This is a genomic window from Arthrobacter sp. Hiyo1 (genome assembly GCF_001263615.2).
In the GTDB taxonomy this organism is placed as follows: Bacteria; Actinomycetota; Actinomycetes; order Actinomycetales; family Micrococcaceae; genus Arthrobacter.
This window is the reverse complement of sequence record NZ_DF952469.1, coordinates 314,965-316,080: the sequence shown is the minus strand read 5'-3', so window position 1 is coordinate 316,080 and position 1,116 is coordinate 314,965. Positions and strand designations below refer to the sequence as shown.

The 1,116-nt window shown below is 65.6% G+C and carries 1 pseudogene; it reads left to right on the top strand.

The annotated features are described in order from the left end of the window. A pseudogene (locus tag AHiyo1_RS24505) lies at positions 1 to 1,116 on the top strand (helix-turn-helix transcriptional regulator); the annotation flags it as partial.

The window sequence follows — 1,116 nt, the reverse complement described above, 5'->3', positions numbered from 1 at the left end:
CTGGGCGCCGCGCAGCGCGACACCCTGGAGACGGTGGCCCTCGCCGAGCCTGTCCCGCTGAACGTCGTGCAACGGGCCGGCGACTCCAGCGCCGTGGACGAACTGCAGGAACTGCACTTCATCGAGATTGCGTCCGACCCCGAGCGGCATGTCCGGCTGGCCCAGCCGCTGGTTGGCGAAGTCATCCGCCAGCTGGTCCCGACCGCCCACAGCATGACCATCCGGCGGCGCATCGTGAACCTCATGGAGTCCAAGCCGCAGACCATGGACGGGCTGCTGCGCTACGTCTCCTGGGGATTGGAATCGGGCACCGAGGTTCCGGACTCCGACATCCTGGAGGCGGCCCAGCTGGCAAACCGGTTGTTCATCCCCAGCTACGTGGAGCGGGTTACCGGCGCGATCAAGGATCCGTCCCTGAGGCTTGCCGCCCAAGTAGAGGTTGCGCGGGCCAAATGGTACCGGGGCGACATCAGGGGATCGGTGTCCTCGCTTGCGGGGGTCGTGGATCGGACCAATGATCCGCGGACGGTCCGGCAGGCATCGATGTTGGCGGCCCAGCTCGCCGGGCGGCAAGGCGTCGGGCCGAACGCCATCAAACAGGCTGCGTACGAATGGGAGGCAGCCTTGGCCAGGCTTGCCGAATCCCGTCAGGACATCGACCCCGATGAGCTGGAACGCGGGAAACTGGGAAGCAGGCTCCTTTCGCTGGAAGGCCTCCAAACGGAAGGCCACTACGTCGAGACAGAGCGGGAACTCCGCCAGATCTGGAAAGAAGCGGACGACGACGAGTCCCGCCTCGTGGCGGGCACCCTCCTCGCAGAGGCCATGGCGGTCACGGGACGGCCGGTGTCCGCCATCCAGATTCTGATGGAGATACAGGAAATGGTCGCCGCGAGCGGCGACTGGAGCCTCCAGTACGCAGGAATGGTGATGCGCCGATACATCCTGGCTTTGCAGCAGGCAGGCGAATTCGGCGTTCTTGAAACGTTCCTCAAGAACCATGTTTCCCAAGCACCGAACTCCCTGATCTATTCGGGCGGGATGCTCCACCTGGCTGCCGGAATGGTGGACCTGCGCCGGGGAGACCTGGGAGTGGCCCTGCCCCGGCTTCGCCAG